The sequence below is a fragment of the Flexivirga caeni genome (assembly GCF_003724155.1).
Classification (GTDB): Bacteria; Actinomycetota; Actinomycetes; order Actinomycetales; family Dermatophilaceae; genus Flexivirga; species Flexivirga caeni.
On sequence record NZ_RJJQ01000012.1, the window covers coordinates 141,665 to 157,536 of the forward strand.

The following is a 15,872-nucleotide window of genomic DNA, read 5'->3' on the forward strand; positions in this document are numbered from 1 at the left end:
GACGAAGGAGGGATTGCCATGACCGAGCGCAGGCCGTTCGTGGGCCTGGCAGTCGCCGAGGCGTTCTCGATCACCGGCACAAGGCTGGCGCAGATCGCCATACCGTGGTTGGTGCTGACCACGACCGGATCGGCCACCTGGACCGGCATCGTCGGCTTCGCCGAAATGCTCCCGTATGTCGTCGCCAAGGCCCTCGGTGGCCCGCTCGTCGACCGCGTCGGTGCGAAACGTGTTGCGGTTGCTGCTGATTCAACGAGTGTGCTGATCGTCGGCCTGATCCCGGTGCTGCACTGGCTGGACGCTCTGCACCTGGCGGTGCTGTTCCCGATCGCTGTGCTGATGGGTTTGGTGCGCGGCCCGTCCGACGGTGCGAAGCAGACCCTCGTTCCCGGGGTCGCCGACGCCGCCGGCCTGCCGCTCGAGCGGGTCACCGGCGTGTGCGGAGCGATCGAGCGGCTCGGCGGCACCATCGGTGCGGCGCTCGCCGGGGCAGTCGTTGCCGTGCTGGGTGCGCCACAGGCACTGCTGGTCAACGCCGCGACGTTCCTGATGGCGGCTGTGTGCATCGGAGTGGCTGTGCCGCAAGGCATCTCGCGGGTTGAGCCGGCTTCGCCTGCGGAGCCGGAGACGTCATACGGACTCCGGCTGCGGGAGGGCTGGCGCTTCCTGCGTTCCGACGCAGTGCTGGTCGGCATCACCACGATGGTCGGGATGACCAACCTGCTCGACCAGGCGTGGACGGCGGTGCTGCTGCCGGTGTGGGCGCACGACACCGGCAGGGGAGCCGGTGCGGTCGGACTCGTCCTGGCGGCACTGTCCGGCCCGTCGATCGCTGGTGCGCTGATCGCGGCGGCCCTGGGCGAGCGACTGCCCCGGCTGCCCGTGTATGTCGTGGGCTTCCTCGCCGCCGGCCTGCCCCGCTTCGCGGTGTTCGCGTTCGACGCGCCGGTCTGGTTGATGGGCGTGGTGCTCGTGGTCGTCGGGTTTCTGTCCGGCTTCTGCAACCCGATCCTGGGTGCCGTTGTCTTCGAACGCATTCCAGCCGCTCTGGTCGGCCGGGTGAGTGCGTTGAACAGCTCGTTGTGCTGGGCGCTGATCCCCTTCGGCGGCCTGCTCGGCGGTGTGCTGGTCGCCTCCTCCGGGCTGCGCACCTCGACCATCGCGGTCGGCATCGCCTACTTCCTGGTCACTCTGATGCCGTTGGTGCGCAAGAGCTTCCGCGAATTCGACAAGCACCCCGCGAGTGACCGCACGCCCGGGCAGCAGTATGCCCAGCGCGCGGCCTAGCGCGCTGGGCATACTCCAAGCAATTGGGCCCGCGTCAGGCGAGTTCGGCGAACGCGTCGGCGAGGACGCCGAGGCCTTCGAGCAGCAGGTCGTCGCTGATCACCAGCGGCGGGAGCAGCCGGATGACGTTGCCGAACGTGCCACAGGTGAGGATGACGACGCCCTGCTCGTGGCACCGCTTCGCGACCGCGCCGGTGAGCGCGGCATCCGGCTCGGTGGTGCCGGGCTTGACGATCTCGATGGCAAGCATGCCGCCGCGGCCCCGAACATCGCCAATGGCAGGGGTTTTCGCGGAAATCTCGCGCAGCTTCGCGGTCGCGATCTCTTCGATGTGCTTGGCCCGGCCGAGCAGACCGTCCTGCTCCATGGTCTCGATCGCGCCGAGCGCCGCGGCGCACGCGACCGGGTTGCCGCCATACGTGCCGCCGAGGCCGCCGGCGTGCACCGCGTCCATGATCTCCGCGCGGCCGGTGACCGCCGACAGCGGCAGGCCGCCCGCGATGCCCTTGGCCGTGGTGACCAGGTCAGGCACGACGCCCTCGTGGTCGACCGCGAACCATTCGCCGGTGCGGGCGAATCCGCTCTGCACTTCGTCCGCGACGAACACGATGCCGTTCGCGGTGCACCAGTCGGCGATCGTGCGCAGGAAGCCCGGCGCCGGCACAATGAAGCCGCCCTCTCCCTGGATCGGTTCGACGATGAACGCGGCGATCTGATCGGCGCCAACGGCCTTCTCTGCCATGGTGATTGCGCGCTGAGCGGCTTCCTCGCCCGTCATACCCGCTGGGTCCCGGAAGGGGTATGACGTGGGCACGCGGTAGACGTCGGACGCGAACGGGCCGAAGCCCTTCTTGTAGGGCATCGCCTTCGCGGTCAGCGCCATCGTGAGGTTGGTGCGCCCGTGGTAGGCGTGGTCGACCGCAACGACGGCCTGCCGCCCCGTGGCGTAGCGGGCGATCTTGACGGCATTCTCGACGGCTTCCGCGCCCGAGTTGAAGAGCGCGGACTTCTTGGCGTGGTCGCCGGGGGTGAGCTCGGCGAGCTTCTCGGCGACCGCGACGTACCCCTCGTAGGGACTGATCATGAAGCAGGTGTGCGTGATGTCCGCGACCTGCTGCTGGACGTGCTCGACCACGCGCGGGTCGGAGCTGCCGACCGTCGTGACCGCGATGCCGGAGCCTAGGTCGATCAGCGTGTTGCCGTCCACGTCCTCGATCACGCCGCCGTGGGCGCGGGCGGCATACACGGGCATGGTGGACGAGACGCCGGCCGCGACGACCGACGCGCGCCGCTCGGCGAGCGCCTGCGAGCGCGGACCGGGGATGGGGGTCTTCAACTCCCGGCGCTGGACGACGTCGGATGCGGTGACTGTCATGAGGGCTCCTGCCTTGCGAACGCTGATCGCCGGTGCGGCGTGCTCTCAGTCTGCCACGAGCCGACCTTCGAAATCGAAAGAGTGTGGCGAGGCCGGTCTCGGGGACCGCCATCGCCCCCGAGTGACGCAGCAAACACCAAGTGACGCAGGTGCACTTGCGTCACTCGGCGGGGATTGCGTCAGTCGGCCGAGGGGGTCGGTATGCCGAGGCGCGCGAGCACCTCGTCGTGCAGCAGCGCGTTGCTGGACAGGGCGTTACCGCTCCACGGACCGTCCCTGCCGTCGAGTCCGGTGAAGCGTCCGCCTGCCTCGGTCACGATCGGAACGAGCGCGGCCATGTCGTGGACCGCCAGCTCGGGCTCGGGCGCGATGTCGATGGCGCCCTCGGCAACCAGCATGTGCGCCCAGAAGTCGCCGTAACTGCGGACCCGCCATACCTCGTCCATCAGCTCCACGATTGCGTCCCGCTTGCCGAGCTCTGCCCAGGTGCGCCACCCCGCAGCCGACATCGACGCGTCGGAGATCTTGGAAACACCCGACACCGCAATGCGTTTCGCGCCCGACAGGGATCGACCGCTCCACGCGCCGGTGCCCACGCCGGCCCACCATCGGCGGCCCAGCGCCGGTGCCGCGACCAGCCCGACGACCGGCACGCCGTCATCGACGAGCGCGATGAGCGTTGCCCACACCGGCACGCCGCGCACGAAGTTCTTGGTGCCGTCGATCGGGTCGACGATCCAGCGGCGGGGACCACTGCCGTCGGTGCCGTGCTCCTCACCCTGCACAGAGTCGCGGGGTCGCGCCCGCTTCAGTTGCGCACGGATGATGTCCTCGACGGCCAGGTCGGCATCGGTCACCGGGGTGAGGTCCGGCTTCGTGCTCACCTGCAGGTCGCCGGCCCGGAAGCGTGACGTGCTCGTCGGCTCCACGGCATCGGCCAGCACATGCGCGAGGCGCAGGTCGTCGTCATACGTCGGCATGACCCGAATCTAGCGGCCGGTGCCGGTATGCCACCCCGGAGTGTCCCGAAGTCGCGACGGTCGAGAGTCCGGGACGCGAAACCGCGCTGAGGGTGTCCCGAAGTCGCGACGGTCGAGCTTTCGGGACGGGTGTGCGCGGAAGTGACAACGGTTGCTGGTAGGGCGCGCGGAGTTGCCGGGTTTGCGTACGGAAGTGGCAACGGTTGCGAGAACCGCACGCTCCCCACCGCTCAGACCAGCGGCCAGCCCTTCTTGGCGAGGCGCTCGCGCACCCGGTCGATGTCGGCGTCGATCGGCACGACGCCGGCGATGTGTTGCATGAGCTCCTGAGCCTCCTCTTCCGAGATCGGCGTCTTGGGCTCTCCGGGCACGTGATTGGAGGCGATCAACTCCTTGGCGACCTGCTTGATCTCCTTCTTGGTCAGCCGGCGCTGTAGCAGCGCGAAGAGCGGCACGAAGTCGGTCGGCGGGACACCCTCGGGGTAGCCGGCACGCAGCCAGTCCAGGATGCGCTGGAAGACGCCGACGCGCTCGGGGCTCTCGTCCTCGGCGTCCTCGTCGACGTCGGATCCGGCCAGCGGCCAGCCGACCGCCGCGAGCCGCCCGGCGATCTCGTTGATCTCGTCGTCGGTCGGTGGCGCTTCCTTGATCTGCTTGACCGCGTGGGCGACCGCCTCCCGGGCAATGTCGCCGTCGGGATTGCTGGAGATGAGCTGCGCGCAGACAGCCTGCGCCTCCTGCGGGCTGAGCGAGCGTTGCAGTAGCGCCAGCAGCGGCGGGAAGTCCTTCGGCGGGATGCCTTCGGGGTAGCCCTTCCGCAGCCAGTCGACGGCGGACGTCATCAGATTGGTGGCCATAGTCATCAGAACAGCTTGATCCCGAGGTAGTGGTCGATGCTCTTCTGGGTGATGTAGAGCACGCCGATGATCACTGCCGCCACGACGATCGCGAAGATCGCGTAGGCGAGCAGGCGCGACGCGTGCTGGCCCGCAGTGACGGTGCCGTCAGGGCTCTCCGAGTCGCCGGTGTCCCAGAGCCGGATGCCCGCCGTATAGAGCAGCGGCAGCCCTGCGCCGAAGATCAGGCCAGCCACGATCACCTTCACGGTGCCGTCGCCGATACTCGACCAGTCGATGTTCATTGTCTTCAGCTCCCCTTCGCTGCGGCCGCCGTCAGGCGACCGGCTCCTTCGTTGCCGAACCGGCGTGGGCCGCTGCAGGGACGACGCTGTTGGAGCTCTCGTCCCAGTCGGCGTTGACGTTGTCGGCGCCGACCTTCTGCTGCTGCGCGCGGTAGTAGATGTATGCCGAGAGCGCGACCAGGATCAGGAAGATCACGACGGCTCCGGCCGCGCCGCCGATGAGGTGGCCGATGAAGTAGGTCACTGCACCGCCGATCGCCGCGCACGGCAGGGTGACGATCCAGCCGGTCGCCATCCGCCCGGCGACCGACCAGCGGACGGCTGCGCCGGGCTTGCCGACGCCGCTGCCGATGATCGATCCGGTGGTCACGTGGGTGGTGGACAGCGCCATACCCAGGTTGCTGGAGGTCAGGATGATCGCTGCCGCCGACGCCTGCGCCGCCATACCCTGCGGTGCCTCGATCTCGACCAGACCCTTGCCGAGGGTGCGGATCACCCGCCAGCCGCCGATGTAGGTGCCGAGCGCGATGGCGCCCGCGCACAGGACGATGATCCAGACCGGCAGGCCGTGTGCCTCGATCTGTGCGTCGGTGAGGCTGCCGTGCGCGATCAGCGCGAGGGCGATCACGCCCATCGTCTTCTGGGCATCGCCGGTGCCATGGGCAAGCGAGACAAGCGACGCGGTCGCCACCTGACCCCAGCGGAATCCGTCCTTCTTCTTGCGGCTCTCGCTCTGTTTCTTGGTGAGCGCGTAAATGCCCCAAGTGCCGAGGGATGCGACGGCGCCGGCGATGAACGGCGACAGCACGGCCGGGATGATCACCTTGACGACCAGGCCGTCCCAGTTGATGCCGCTGGTCCCGATGGCTGCCAGGCCGGCGCCGATCAGGCCGCCGAAGAGCGCATGCGACGAACTGCTGGGCAGCCCGAACAGCCAGGTCAGCAGGTTCCACAGAATGCCGCCGATGAGCCCCGCGAAGATAATGAACATTGCCTTCTCGGCATCGATGCCGGAGACCAGCCCGCCGGTCTTCTGCTGGATCTTCAGCACCGAAGTCGTGACCGTGACCGCGACCTCGACCGAGAGGAAGCCGCCGACAAGGTTCAGGATCGCCGAAAGTGCGACAGCGGTCTTGGGCTTCAGAGCGCCCGTGGCGATCGAGGTCGCCATGGCGTTGCCGGTGTCGTGGAACCCGTTGGTGAAGTCGAATCCCACGGCAGTGATCACCAGGAGGATCAAAATGAAGAGTTCGGCGCTCACGCTGATGAGTATGACGGCCGGGGACCCGCTCCTGGCAAGTCGGCGATAGTTCAAGAACTGTTCAGGTTCTTTCCGGCTGCCAGCATCCGCTGCAGGCCACCGGCGATGAGCCGGGCGTCGACCGCCTGGGTCCCGACCGGCGGCAGCGCGGCGATCATCCGGGCCAGGATGCCGGCCATCTGCTCGGCGTCGATCGCGTGCGGCGGGTCCGCGGTCCAGCACGCCGCGAGCACGACGTATGACGCCTCGTTCAGCGACGTCTCCAGCAGGTCCCAGTCGGCCAGGTCCTTGGGCAGATCGGTCTGCGCCAGCTGCAGGATGCGGCTGCACTGCAACTGTTCGAAGGCGAGATCACGGCGGGCGGCATACCCCTGCTCGGTGCCCTGCTGGCCGTCGGCGATGAGCAGCAGCAGGCGTTCGAGGCAGCGCAGCGACCTGCGGAACTGACGTCGTACCAACGCAATTGGCGCCCGTCGGCCGGCCAGCCAGATCACCAGAACGGAACACGCCGCGCCGATCACCGTCTCCAGCAGGCGCTCGCCGGCGATCGTGCCGACCGGGCGGTAGGGGCTGCCGGCGGTGCTGATCAGCAGCGCCATGGGCGTCACGAACAGCACCGACAGCGCGTAGTTGCGGACCGAGAGCAGCTGGATGAAGAAGATCAGCACGAGCGCGATCAGCAGCACCACCAGTCCCGTCGGGTGCGTGGCGTGGATCGCGAAGAACAGCCCGATGCCGACGATGGTCCCGACGACGCGGTGCAACGCCCGGTGGGTCAGTGCAAGCCGGTCGGCGGTGACCGACATGACCAGCGCGGTCGTCATCGTCGCCCAGTAGGGGTGGCCGACGTGCAAGCCGTAGGACACGACGCACGCCAGCAGCACGGCCGCGGCCATCCGCCGGGCCGCCAGCCATGGCAGCGAGGAGCGCGACAGCCCCCACCGCAGCAGGTATGACGCATCGGGCCGTCCCAGGTAGCGCCGCTGATCGACCCCGCTGACGACGACCTCGCGACCGGGCAGGTGCACCGTGACGACCTGCTGCACGAGCGCGAGGTGCATGCGCCGCAGTTCGGCGTTCATCCGGCGCCACTCGCGCCGCCGCGGCTCGCGCCCCACGGCGTCCTCCAGGATCATGGACGCCGCGAAGACGCCGCCGTACGCCTGGTCGCGCAGCCGCGCCAGCTGGTGGCGAGGTGTGATTCTCCGGTCCGCGTCGAGGTAGGCACGCACTGCGGTCTCGGCGGCGTCCAGCGCGTCCTGCTCGGCGTGCCGGTGCTGCGTCACGGCCTGCAGCAGGAGTGAGGTGGCCGATGCGCTGATGCTGCTGATCGCGCCGACGAGGATGACCTTGCCGGCCGGCACCCCCACAGTCGGCAGGTATGACGCAATGGCCGGTCCGATGATGAGGAACATCGCCCCTGGCGGTTCCCCAACCAGGCTGTTGTAGCCGAGCACGGTCGCCAGGGCGATCAGGGTCAGCACCAGCGTCAGCAGCACCGGGTTGCTGCCGACGAGTGCGCCGACGGCGACGCAGACGATGTAGGTGATGTCGAGCCCGGCGAGGATGACGATGCGGGACCGGATGGGCCGGGACTGCGCTATGAAGCCGATGAACGCACCGATGATGCCGATCAGCGCCATGCTCGGGCCGAGCAGCACGCCGACCAGGGTGATGGCAACGATCACGATCGCCAGGACGTGCAGTGCGAACTTCCACCGCCCGGGTGCCGGCTTGATCTCCGCGAAGGCGAGCAGCTGCCGGTTGATGGTCTCGGCTGCGAGGCGCATCCCGGCCTACTCCGGCTCTCGCGGCTCGGTGTCGTCGCTGCCGCCGCGGTTGCGCAGCAGGCGTCGCAGCGAGGCGAGCCGGACCGTGCCCGACGGCCCGGCGTGACCGCCCGCGACCCACGCGTCGAGCGCGCATTCCGGCTCGTCGTGGGAGCAGCCGCGCGGGCAGTCCGCGGTGCCCTCGGCCAGGTCGGGGAAGGCGTCGATGATGTGGTCGGGGTCGATGTGCGCGAGTCCGAAGGAGCGCACGCCGGGTGTGTCGATGACCCAGCCGCCGCCCGGCAGTGCCAGGGCGATCGCCGACGTCGAGGTGTGCCGCCCGCGCCCGGTGACCGCGTTGACGTGCCCGGTGGCGCGGTCGACGCCGGGCACGAGGGCGTTGACGAGGGTGGACTTGCCGACACCGGAATGCCCGACGAGCACGGTCATCCGGTCGTGCAGGGCGGCATGCAGTTCGTCCAACCCGTCGATGCCGCCCGGCGTCCGGCGCGTGACGATGTGTGCGATGTCGAGTCCTGCGTAGTTCGCGAGGAACTCCGCCGGGTCGGCGAGATCTGCCTTGGTTAGGACGAGCAGGGGCGTCATACCGGCGTCGTATGCGGCGACCAGGCACCGGTCGACCATGCGTGCCCGAGGTTCGGGGTCGGCGAGGGCGGTGACGATCGCGAGTTGGTCGGCGTTGGCGACGACGACGCGTTCGTAGGGGTCGGTGTCGTCGGCCGTACGGCGCAGCACACTGGTGCGGGGCTCGACCCGCACGATCCGGGCGAGCGTGCCGGGTGCGCCCGAGGTGTCGCCGACCAGCGCGACGCGATCGCCGACGACGGTGCTGGTGCGGCCGAGTTCGCGGGCGCGCATGGCGACGACCTCGTGGCCGTCGACCAGGCAGGTCCAGCGCCCGCGGTCGACGGTCGTCACCTGACCGATGCGGGCGTCGTCGTGAGCGGGCCGGTCCTTGGTGCGCGGCCGGCTCCCGCGGCGGCTCGGGCGCACCCGGACGTCGGACTCGTCGTAGTCGCGGCTGAAGGGCGGGGTAATTTTTCAGTCCCCGATCATGTGGGCCCAGCGCGCCGTGAAGTCCGGCATCGTCTTGGCGACCGTGCCGGCGTCATGCACGACAAGATCGGGCACGCGCAGGCCGAGCACCGCGCCCGCCATCACCATCCGGTGGTCGCCATACGTCTGGAAAACATTGCCATGCAACGGTTTTGGTCGTATGGCGAGGCCGTCCTCGGTCTCGGCGACCTCTGTCCCGAGCGCAGTCAGCTCGGTGGCCAGGGCCGCGAGCCGGTCCGTCTCGTGAAAGCGGATGTGGCCGATGCCGCGCAGGTGACTCGGGCCGTCGGCGAAGGCCGCGATGGCGGCGACCACGGGTGACAGCTCGCTCGCCTCGTGCAGGTCGATGTCGATCGCCTCGACCCGTCCGGTGCCGCGGACGGTGAGGCCGTCGCGGCCCAGGGCGACATCGGCGCCGAACTGTTGCAGGATGTCGCGAGCGTGGTCGCCGGCCTGGGTGGTGAAATGCGGCCAGCCGGGCACGGTCACCTCGCCACCGGTCAGCAGCGCGGCGGCAAGAAACGGGAACGCGTTCGACAGGTCCGGCTCGACCTCGACGTCGAGCGCGTGGATCTGGGAGGGCTCGACCCGCCACCGGTTGGCTTCGCTGTCGTCGACCAGCACCCCTGCGTCGCGCAGCACCTCGACGGTCATCGCGATGTGGGGGAGGGACGGCACCGGCTTGCCTTCGTGCACGACCGTGATGCCGTCGTCATACCGCGCCCCGGCGAGCAGCAGCGCGCTCACGAACTGCGACGACCCGGACGCGTCGATGTGCACGGTGCCGCCGGAAACCCTTCCCGAACTAGTGAGTTCGAAGGGCAGGCCGGTGCCGCGCACGCTGACGCCGAGCGAGCTCAGCGCCTCCAGCACGGGACCGAGTGGTCGTCGCCGCGCGGCCTCGTCGCCGTCGAAGCGGATCGTCCCGTCGGCGAGGGCGGCGACCGGGGGCAGGAAGCGCATGACGGTGCCGGCCAGGCCGCAGTCGATGGCGGCCGGCCCGTGCAGCGGCTGCGGTTCGATCAGCCACTCGGTGTCGTCGCTGCGGCTCTCGATGCCGGTGCCGAGCGCCTGCAGCGCCTCGCACATCAGCGTGCTGTCCCGGGAGCGCAGCGGCCGGGACAGCCGGGAGCTGCCCTGTGCGAGCGCCGCGAGCACCAGGAAGCGGTTGGTCAGCGACTTGCTGCCGGGCACCGGCACCACGGCGTGCACCGGGTGCCCGGCGACCGGCGCGAGCCAGTCACCCGTCGCGAGCGTGGCGGTGTGGGTCGGATGCGGAGGTTCGGAACTCATCGGCGCCAAGATTACCGAGAAGTCGGCCGCTGCCGGGCGTCGTCCGCCAGGCAGGCTACTGAGACTTCAGTTTCGCCAGCGTCGGGCGGATCTGGTCGATCAGCCACGGGATGCCGTAGGCACCGGGAGAGTTCAGGGCGAGCGCGAAGTTCAGGTCGACGATCTGCAGCGTGCCCTTCTTCACCGACGGCAGTTGCGCGGCACCCGGTGCCGCGCGGACATCGGCTGCGGTCTTGCCGTACGCCCACACGAAGAGCGCGTCGCCGGTGAGCTCATTCGTGCGTTCGGCCGACAGCACTTCAGTGTTGGAGTTGTTCTGGCTATGCGCCGGTTTGAGGCCGAAGGAGTCCAGCAGCGACCCGTTGCCCATGCCCCATCCCTGGGCGTCGAAGCGCACCCAGTTGTAGGTCGTGTTCGGCGCAATTCCCTTGCCGGCGCTCGCCATCCGGCTCTTCAGCGAGGAAACCAGTGCAGTGCCGGCGGCCGGTTTCCCGAGTGCGTCGGCGGTCGACTCGATGACCTTGTCCCAGTCGGGGTTGACGCTGTTCTCGGGCACGTCGACGGTCGGGGCCAGCGCGCGCAACCGGCTCGCGACACCGGGCAGCTGCATGATCCAGTTGGCCACGACGATGAGGTCCGGCCGGTCGGCCGCGATGGCTTCGACCTTGACCGACTTGCTGTCGCTCAGTGTCTGGTGGGCGGCGTCACCGACCTTGTCCTGCAGCCACGGGGTGTATGCCGAGCCCCCGGTGTCGATCGCCACCGGCTTTCCGCCGAGAGCGAGGACGGCCTCTGCCGACTGCGCGCCGAGCACGACGATCCGGCGTGGCGCCGAGGGGATGCGCACCGACCCGTACGACGTCTTGACCGTGCGCGGGAACGCGGCGCCGGACGTGCCTGTGGCGGTGCTGGCGGACGTTCCAGCTCCGGACGGTGAGCCTTTCGCGGCGCCGCCCGAACTGCCGGACCCGCACGCGGCGAGCGGCAGCGTGACGACGGTGGCGAACAGGACGGCGCGACGTGCAGGGGTGACCTTCATCTGGAGGGAGCCTTTCGTGGCACGAAGTTTAGGTTAGCCAAACCTTACTCATGGATCGCGCGATGCGGGCGACGTGCCGCTCGCCGTCTCGCCGTGCGGACCTCCGACCGGGGCGTCATACGCTGAGCAAATGTGTGGCCGATATGCCGCGAGTTTCTCGCCCGACGACCTCATCGAGGACTTCGCGATCGAGCAGGACGGCAGCGACGAGCCGGGCCGTTCGGTGCTGAAGAATCCGCAGGACCCGCCCGCGGGGGCGCCCGACTGGAACATGGCGCCGTCCAAGCAGGCGCCGGTCGTGCTCACCCGACGGTCGCGCGACGCACCGGACGCCGGCCCGGTCCGGCAGTTGCGGCTGCTGACCTGGGGCCTGGTGCCGAGCTGGGCGAAGGACACCAAGGTCGGCTTCTCGATGATCAATGCGCGCGCCGAGACGCTGCTGGAGAAGGGCGCCTACGCCAAGGCGGCCGTCAGCCGCCGGTGCCTGGTGCCCGCCGACGGCTGGTACGAGTGGCAGGTGAGTCCGGTGGACAGTGCCGCGTCCGGGTCCGGGCGGACCCCGAAGCCGCGCAAGCAGCCGTTCTTCATCCACCGCGCTGACGGTGAAACTGCAGCATTCGCAGGGGTGTACGAGTTCTGGAAGGATCGCTCGGCCGCTGTGGACGACCCGGCCGCCTGGGTGGTCAGCTTCGCCATCGTGACGACGGTGGCCGAGCCGGGGCTCGACCGCATTCACGACCGGCAGCCGGTGGTGCTCGATCGGGACCACTGGCACGACTGGCTCGACCCGTCGCTGACCGACCCGGACGAGGTCCGTGCGCTGCTGGAGCCCGCCGAGCCGGGCCGGTTCGAGGCGTGGCCGGTCGGCCGGGCAGTCGGCTCGAGCCGCGCCAATGGTCCGGGGTTGCTGGAGCCCGCCCCGCGCGCGGAGCTGGCGGGTGTGGTCGACCCGATGACTGGCGAGGTCTACTGATGGTCGGCGAGCGGATCCGGCTCATCGACACTCCGCCCGGACCGGCGCGTGTGCATGTCGAGCGGCCGTCCGGCGCGACGACCCGCGGCAGTGTGGTCGTCAGCCACGGAGCCGGCGGCGGGATCGACGCGGCGGACCTGGTTGCGCTGCGAGCACTCGTGGCCGACGGATGGACCTACGTGCGGGTCGAGCAGCCGTGGCGAGTGGCCGGCAAGAAGGTCGCAACACCACCGAAAACCCTTGATGCGGCCTGGATTCCGCTGCTTGCGACGCTGATGCGAGGGCGCTGGGCACTGCCTCGGCCGCTGGTGGTCGGTGGCCGGTCCGCGGGCGCGAGGGTCGCGTGCCGGACCTCGGCCGAGGTTGCTGCTGACGCGGTGCTCGCACTGTCCTTCCCGCTGCATCCGCCGGGCAACCCGGAGCGATCACGGGCATCCGAGGCGCAGCTGGCGCTCGACGCCGGGCTGCCTCTGGCCGTCATACAGGGGGAGAGGGACCTGTTCGGCGGACCGGAGGAGGTCCGCGCCGCGCTCGGCCCGGTGCCCACTGTGACCGCAGTGCCCGGCGATCACAGTCTCGCGCGCGGCGCGGCGCAGGTGCTGGTGGCCGCCCGCAAGTGGCTCGGGGGGTTGCCCGCGTAAGTTAAGGACCATGAGCATCCGGATCGGGTACAAAGCGTCCGCAGAGCAGTTCGCGCCGCGCGAGCTGGTGGATCTCGCGGTGGAGGCCGAGCGGGCCGGGCTGGACAGCGCGTTCGCCTCCGACCACTTCCAGCCGTGGCGGCACGACGGCGGCCACGCACCGCACGCGCTCACCTGGCTGGCTGCAGCCGGTGCGCGCACCGAACGCATCGTGCTCGGCACGTCGGTGCTCACGCCGACTTTCCGCTACAACCCGGCGGTGCTCGCGCAGACGTTCGCGACTCTCGGCTGCCTCTACCCGGACCGGGTCATCCTGGGCGTCGGCACGGGGGAGGCGCTCAACGAGATCGCGGTCGGGCAGCAGGGCTGGCCGGATTTCAAGGAGCGCTTCGCGCGGCTGCGGGAGGCGGTGCGGCTGATGCGGCAGCTGTGGACCACGGAGCGCGTCACGTTCGACGGCGACTACTACCGCACGGTCGAGGCGACCATCTACGACCGTCCCGACCGGCCGATCCCGGTCTACGTCGCTGCCGGCGGCCCGACCGTCGCGAAGTATGCCGGCCGGATGGGCGACGGCATGATCGTCACGTCCGGCAAGGGCATGGATCTGTATGCCGACAAGCTGGTCCCGGCGATGCGCGAGGGCGAGGAGCTCGGCAAGCGCACGCCCGGAGCGGTCGAGCAGTTGCTGGAGGTCAAGATCTCCTACGACCGCGACCCGCAGCAAGCGCTGGAGAACACGCGTTTCTGGGCGCCGCTGGCGCTCACCCCGGAGCAGAAGCACAGCATCGACGACCCGATCGAGATGGAGCATGCCGCCGACGCGCTGCCGATCGAGCAGATCGCGTCACGCTGGATCGTCGCCTCCGACGCGCAGACGGTCATCGACGGTGTGCGGCCGTATGTCGACCTGGGCTTCACCCACCTGGTAGTGCACGCCCCGGGCGGCGACCAGCGCCGTTTCCTGACTCAGTTCAGCCAGGACGTGCTGCCCGCGCTGCGCGCGGAGTTCTGACGGCGCTCCGCCTCAGGCGGTTTTGCCGACGGCGCTGAGTTCGGTGTCCGACGGCTCGGGGTGCGTCGGCGCGAGCGCCACGGTGTCGACTGCCTGAGTGGACCGCTCACGCAGCAGCGTGCGGGAAAAGAGCACGCACACAAAGGCGATCGAGATGACGTATGCCGCCACGACGACCGTCAGGAAAATTGCCACGGTCGGCAACGTACCGGCGATTCCGGGGTGCGTCAATCGGTTCACGAAACTTGCAAGTTCCCCGCCATCGCAACGATGTTGGCGTCCCGACGCGGGCTGGACGGGTGTCCCGGTCGCCGATTGCAGGAATCGTAGCTATGCCAACGCTTTTGCGGTCCTTTAGCAGCGCTTTACCTTCCGGCCCGGGAGGTGTGCGGCGCCCACGGGAATGCCGAGCGGCCGGTCGTCGTTGCACGCTGCAGTCGGGTTTGCAAGGTCCAGTGAGGAGTGCAGTTTGTTGTACGCGCCGTTGACGTTGTCGGAGCAGACGAGGTCCGCAGGTGGGTCGGCGATCGTCGGTGCCGCGTCGCGAGGAGGAGGTCTAGGCTTGTCGTCGATGACGACCCAGAACAGTGATGTGCAGCCGGTGTCGGCAGAAGACCCCGACCTCGACGTTGCCGCCGAGTCGGAGGCCGACCGGCTGGCCCGCTTCGAGCGCGACGCCATGCCCTACCTGGACCAGCTCTACAGCGCGGCGCTGCGCACGACCCGCAACCCCGCCGACGCCGAGGACCTGGTGCAGGAGACGTTCGCGAAGGCGTTCTCCGCCTTCCATCAGTACAAGCCGGGCACGAACCTGAAGGCGTGGCTCTACCGGATCCTGACCAACAGCTACATCAACTCCTACCGCAAGAAGCAGCGCCAACCGCAGCAGTCGGACGCCGCCGACATCGAGGACTACCAGCTCGCCCGGGCCGAGGCGCACACCTCGCGCGGGCTGCGCTCGGCGGAGACCGAGGCACTCGACCACCTACCGGACAGCGACGTGAAGCGCGCCTTGCAGGAAGTGCCCGAGGACTTCCGGATGGCCGTCTACCTGGCGGACGTCGAAGGCTTCTCCTACAAGGAGATCGCCGAGATCATGGATACGCCGATCGGCACGGTGATGTCGCGGTTGCATCGCGGCCGGCGTCAGCTGCGTGAGCTGCTCACCGACTATGCCGTGGAGCGAGGCTTCATCAAGGAAGGGGCGTCGTCCTGATGGGCGCCGAATGCGGCGACTACCTGTCGCGGATCTACGAACTGCTGGATGGCGAGCTCGACGAGGCCGCCCGCACGAAGCTGCAGGCGCATCTGGACGAGTGCCCGCCGTGCCTTGACGAATACCAGCTGGACAAGCTGCTGAAGGCGCTCGTGCAACGGTCCTGCGCGTGTGAGCAGGCCCCGGACACCCTGCGCGTGCAGATCATGCAGCGCATCATGACGGTGCGCGTCACCGAGTTCCGGCCCAGCGAAGGCTGATCCCGGCCGGGCCGCAGCGGTTCACGGCCGGAACGGCCGGTGACGGTGCAGCAGCGGCGTCACCGGCGGTCTTGAGCGTCAGGGGGTTCCGCATCGCCACGCACAGATGAACCGGCCCGGCCACTCACGTTCCCGTGAGTGGCCGGGCCGGTTTCGCCTGCGGGTAGCTGATCAGGCGTTGGGCTTCTTTCCGTGGTTAGCGGCCTTGCCCTTGCGGCTGCGGCGCTTGCGTGCGCGCTTGCTCATGCTGGCTCCTATGCGTGTCGGATGCTGATGAGCCGCGTTTCGCGGCCACGATCAGTGTCTCACACCGGTTGCCTGGGACCCGACTTTAGTAAAGGGATGACAAGTCAAGGCAAAGAAACAGTAAAATACTTCAAGATTTGGCAAAATTTGGGCGCAAAGCAGTAGAGAGGTGGCCAAGAAGGGTCAACTCGTGGCAAAATAATACTCGTTCGAAGGGCACTTCGGTGGGAACTTCGAAAAATTTGAACTTGCGTCTTGCCCCTGGAATACCTCTCATTACATCCTCTGGAAAGGATCTT

At 69.0% G+C, this 15,872-nt stretch carries 17 protein-coding genes; 6 read left to right on the forward strand and 11 right to left on the reverse strand.

The window, feature by feature from the left end; translation table 11 throughout:
* Window positions 1–18 precede the first annotated feature (18 nt).
* Complete coding sequence (locus EFY87_RS12785) at window positions 19–1,287, forward strand: MFS transporter (protein ID WP_123271867.1); 1,269 nt, start codon at window positions 19–21, stop codon at window positions 1,285–1,287.
* 34 nt (window positions 1,288–1,321) lie between these two features.
* Here the strand turns inward: EFY87_RS12785 and gabT are convergent, their stop codons facing one another.
* The 9 genes from gabT to EFY87_RS12830 all read right to left on the reverse strand — a co-directional run bounded on the left by gabT (window position 1,322) and on the right by EFY87_RS12830 (window position 11,222).
* Complete coding sequence (gene gabT / locus EFY87_RS12790; protein WP_123271868.1) at window positions 1,322–2,662, reverse strand: 4-aminobutyrate--2-oxoglutarate transaminase; 1,341 nt, start codon at window positions 2,660–2,662, stop codon at window positions 1,322–1,324.
* Between the two features lie 179 nt (window positions 2,663–2,841).
* Window positions 2,842–3,642: an inositol monophosphatase family protein gene (locus EFY87_RS12795; RefSeq protein WP_123271869.1), complete on the reverse strand. Its 801-nt coding sequence runs from the start codon at window positions 3,640–3,642 to the stop codon at window positions 2,842–2,844.
* A 230-nt stretch (window positions 3,643–3,872) separates the two neighbouring features.
* A complete protein-coding gene (locus tag EFY87_RS20680) occupies window positions 3,873–4,505 on the reverse strand; it encodes a DUF3349 domain-containing protein (protein WP_220093617.1) in 633 nt (210 codons plus the stop codon).
* Window positions 4,505–4,783, reverse strand: coding sequence for a hypothetical protein (locus tag EFY87_RS12805; protein ID WP_123271871.1), 279 nt, complete (start codon window positions 4,781–4,783; stop codon window positions 4,505–4,507). The genes EFY87_RS20680 and EFY87_RS12805 overlap by 1 nt, the downstream gene beginning before the upstream one ends.
* A gap of 31 nt (window positions 4,784–4,814) precedes the next feature.
* Window positions 4,815–6,044, reverse strand: coding sequence for an inorganic phosphate transporter (locus EFY87_RS12810; RefSeq protein WP_123271872.1), 1,230 nt, complete (start codon window positions 6,042–6,044; stop codon window positions 4,815–4,817).
* Window positions 6,045–6,094: 50 nt separating this feature from the next.
* Window positions 6,095–7,834 carry an FUSC family protein gene (locus EFY87_RS12815; protein WP_123271873.1) on the reverse strand — a complete coding sequence of 580 codons (1,740 nt, stop codon included), beginning with the start codon at window positions 7,832–7,834 and terminating at the stop codon, window positions 6,095–6,097.
* 6 nt (window positions 7,835–7,840) lie between these two features.
* Complete coding sequence (gene rsgA / locus EFY87_RS12820; protein ID WP_342769123.1) at window positions 7,841–8,752, reverse strand: ribosome small subunit-dependent GTPase A; 912 nt, start codon at window positions 8,750–8,752, stop codon at window positions 7,841–7,843.
* A 123-nt stretch (window positions 8,753–8,875) separates the two neighbouring features.
* Window positions 8,876–10,183: a 3-phosphoshikimate 1-carboxyvinyltransferase gene (aroA, locus tag EFY87_RS12825; protein ID WP_123271875.1), complete on the reverse strand. Its 1,308-nt coding sequence runs from the start codon at window positions 10,181–10,183 to the stop codon at window positions 8,876–8,878.
* Between the two features lie 55 nt (window positions 10,184–10,238).
* On the reverse strand, window positions 10,239–11,222 hold the full coding sequence (locus EFY87_RS12830) for an ABC transporter substrate-binding protein (RefSeq protein WP_123271876.1): 984 nt from the start codon (window positions 11,220–11,222) through the stop codon (window positions 10,239–10,241).
* A 130-nt stretch (window positions 11,223–11,352) separates the two neighbouring features.
* On the opposite strand from EFY87_RS12830, the gene EFY87_RS12835 reads away from it, so the two are divergent.
* From EFY87_RS12835 to fgd, 3 genes are read left to right on the forward strand one after another with little or no spacing between them, the layout of a single operon-like run.
* Complete coding sequence (locus tag EFY87_RS12835) at window positions 11,353–12,195, forward strand: SOS response-associated peptidase (protein WP_123271877.1); 843 nt, start codon at window positions 11,353–11,355, stop codon at window positions 12,193–12,195.
* Window positions 12,195–12,836 (forward strand): alpha/beta hydrolase family protein, encoded by a 642-nt coding sequence (locus EFY87_RS12840; RefSeq protein ID WP_123271878.1) that lies wholly within the window; start codon window positions 12,195–12,197, stop codon window positions 12,834–12,836. The genes EFY87_RS12835 and EFY87_RS12840 overlap by 1 nt, the downstream gene beginning before the upstream one ends.
* 10 nt (window positions 12,837–12,846) lie before the next feature.
* Complete coding sequence (gene fgd / locus EFY87_RS12845) at window positions 12,847–13,851, forward strand: glucose-6-phosphate dehydrogenase (coenzyme-F420) (protein ID WP_123271879.1); 1,005 nt, start codon at window positions 12,847–12,849, stop codon at window positions 13,849–13,851.
* 12 nt (window positions 13,852–13,863) lie between these two features.
* Here the strand turns inward: fgd and EFY87_RS12850 are convergent, their stop codons facing one another.
* The gene (locus EFY87_RS12850; RefSeq protein ID WP_148043324.1) at window positions 13,864–14,046 is read right to left on the reverse strand and encodes a hypothetical protein; all 183 of its coding nucleotides are present in this window, start codon (window positions 14,044–14,046) and stop codon (window positions 13,864–13,866) included.
* Between the two features lie 376 nt (window positions 14,047–14,422).
* On the opposite strand from EFY87_RS12850, the gene EFY87_RS12855 reads away from it, so the two are divergent.
* Window positions 14,423–15,067: a sigma-70 family RNA polymerase sigma factor gene (locus EFY87_RS12855; protein ID WP_123271881.1), complete on the forward strand. Its 645-nt coding sequence runs from the start codon at window positions 14,423–14,425 to the stop codon at window positions 15,065–15,067.
* Window positions 15,067–15,327, forward strand: coding sequence for a mycothiol system anti-sigma-R factor (rsrA, locus tag EFY87_RS12860; protein ID WP_123271882.1), 261 nt, complete (start codon window positions 15,067–15,069; stop codon window positions 15,325–15,327). Before EFY87_RS12855 ends, rsrA begins: the two co-directional genes overlap by 1 nt.
* A gap of 171 nt (window positions 15,328–15,498) precedes the next feature.
* Here the strand turns inward: rsrA and EFY87_RS21355 are convergent, their stop codons facing one another.
* Window positions 15,499–15,573 (reverse strand): 50S ribosomal protein bL37, encoded by a 75-nt coding sequence (locus tag EFY87_RS21355; protein WP_370670776.1) that lies wholly within the window; start codon window positions 15,571–15,573, stop codon window positions 15,499–15,501.
* Window positions 15,574–15,872 lie beyond the last annotated feature (299 nt).

Coding starts and splice junctions, on each gene's coding strand:
- gabT (WP_123271868.1), bottom strand. CDS start 2,662: ATGACAGTCACCGCATCCGACGTCGTCCAGCGCCGGGAGTTGAAGACC.
- EFY87_RS12815 (WP_123271873.1), bottom strand. CDS start 7,834: ATGCGCCTCGCAGCCGAGACCATCAACCGGCAGCTGCTCGCCTTCGCG.
- fgd (WP_123271879.1), top strand. CDS start 12,847: ATGAGCATCCGGATCGGGTACAAAGCGTCCGCAGAGCAGTTCGCGCCG.
- EFY87_RS20680 (WP_220093617.1), bottom strand. CDS start 4,505: ATGACTATGGCCACCAATCTGATGACGTCCGCCGTCGACTGGCTGCGG.
- EFY87_RS12835 (WP_123271877.1), top strand. CDS start 11,353: ATGTGTGGCCGATATGCCGCGAGTTTCTCGCCCGACGACCTCATCGAG.
- aroA (WP_123271875.1), bottom strand. CDS start 10,183: ATGAGTTCCGAACCTCCGCATCCGACCCACACCGCCACGCTCGCGACG.
- EFY87_RS12785 (WP_123271867.1), top strand. CDS start 19: ATGACCGAGCGCAGGCCGTTCGTGGGCCTGGCAGTCGCCGAGGCGTTC.
- EFY87_RS12855 (WP_123271881.1), top strand. CDS start 14,423: ATGACGACCCAGAACAGTGATGTGCAGCCGGTGTCGGCAGAAGACCCC.
- EFY87_RS12795 (WP_123271869.1), bottom strand. CDS start 3,642: ATGCCGACGTATGACGACGACCTGCGCCTCGCGCATGTGCTGGCCGAT.
- EFY87_RS12840 (WP_123271878.1), top strand. CDS start 12,195: ATGGTCGGCGAGCGGATCCGGCTCATCGACACTCCGCCCGGACCGGCG.
- EFY87_RS12830 (WP_123271876.1), bottom strand. CDS start 11,222: ATGAAGGTCACCCCTGCACGTCGCGCCGTCCTGTTCGCCACCGTCGTC.
- rsrA (WP_123271882.1), top strand. CDS start 15,067: ATGGGCGCCGAATGCGGCGACTACCTGTCGCGGATCTACGAACTGCTG.
- EFY87_RS12805 (WP_123271871.1), bottom strand. CDS start 4,783: ATGAACATCGACTGGTCGAGTATCGGCGACGGCACCGTGAAGGTGATC.